This window comes from Streptomyces sp. NPDC051172, from assembly GCF_040682555.1.
Taxonomy (GTDB): domain Bacteria; phylum Actinomycetota; class Actinomycetes; order Streptomycetales; family Streptomycetaceae; genus Streptomyces.
The window spans coordinates 1-1,116 of the sequence record NZ_JBFBBE010000437.1 but is presented as its reverse complement, the minus strand read 5'-3'; the positions used below and the strand labels follow the sequence as shown (position 1 = coordinate 1,116).

At 73.4% G+C, this 1,116-nt stretch carries 1 protein-coding gene and 1 pseudogene; both read right to left on the bottom strand.

From position 1 onward, the window contains the following. Positions 1 to 144 precede the first annotated feature (144 nt). Entirely contained in the window at positions 145 to 630 is a 486-nt protein-coding gene (locus tag AB0N07_RS51750) for a VTT domain-containing protein (RefSeq protein WP_036339675.1), read from the bottom strand. Between the two features lie 51 nt (positions 631 to 681). Continuing rightward, a pseudogene (locus tag AB0N07_RS51745) lies at positions 682 to 1,116 on the bottom strand (hypothetical protein); the annotation flags it as partial.

Here is a 1,116-nt window from a genome sequence, read left to right as displayed (position 1 = left end):
GAGAAGCTGCGGGCGCGCCCGTCGCTCCTGGTGGTCCATCCGAAGGGGTGGCAGCCCCGGCCGCGGGGCGGCTGGCCGGGGCGAAGACGCGGCCAACACTAGTCCCCCGGCGGCGGACCCCGGCCCGCGTCACGGACGACGACGTCACCCGGCCCCGTGCCGGCGCAGCGTACGGCGTCGGCGCCAGACGACGAACGCGACCACGGCCGCGAGGATCAGCACGAGGGCGAGGACGCCCCGGCCCTCTCCGAGCGCCGCGCCGATGACGGCCCACACCACGGCCATCCCGACGGTCCCGTACACCACGCCCCACAGGAACGTGCCGAGCGCGGCCGCCGGCAGGAACCGGCGCCAGGGCATGCGGGCGACGCCGGCGGAGCCGATCACCGCCGTCTGGATGCCCACCGTGAGGTAGCAGAACGGGATGGCCCACACCCCGTGGCGCTGGATGAAGCGCTGGGCTCGGACATAGACGGGCCCCTCCATCACGCGGGCGAACCAGCGGGTCCGCTCGACGCCGGAGGCCAGCCCCCGCCCGAGCGAGAACACGATCAGGGTGCGCAGGATCGCCAGCATCCAGAAGAACCCGATGGACCACAGCAGCGGCAGCCCGTCGATCCACGCCATCATGGGCGGAGCCACCCGTCGGTGCGGGGACTCAAGCGCGCGCCCCGGCCGTGCTCACGCGTTCCAGAGCCCGTACGAGTCCGCGAGGTCCGCGATCTTCTGGGCACGCAGCACGCGGGGCAGGTACGAGCCGTCGCCGACGGCGGCGCCCTGAGCATGCTTCTCGAGCAGGTCGCGGGCCCACGCGAGCTCGTCCTCGGACGGGGACATCGCCCGGTTGACCCAGTCCACCTGATCCGGGTTCAGGACGAGGCGGCCGGTCATGCCCATCGAGGCGGTGACGGCGCAGGAGCGGATGACCTCGTCCTCACCGTCCGTGTTGCCGGGCGGTCCGTCGATCGCACCGGGCAGACCGCCTACGCGAGAGGCGATCACCATGCGGGAGCGGGCGTAGGCCATGGCCAGCGGGTCCTCGCCGACGCCGACGTCCTTGCGGAAGTCGTTCACGCCGAAGGCGAGACGGAACGTGCCCGGCGCCTTGGCCACGGC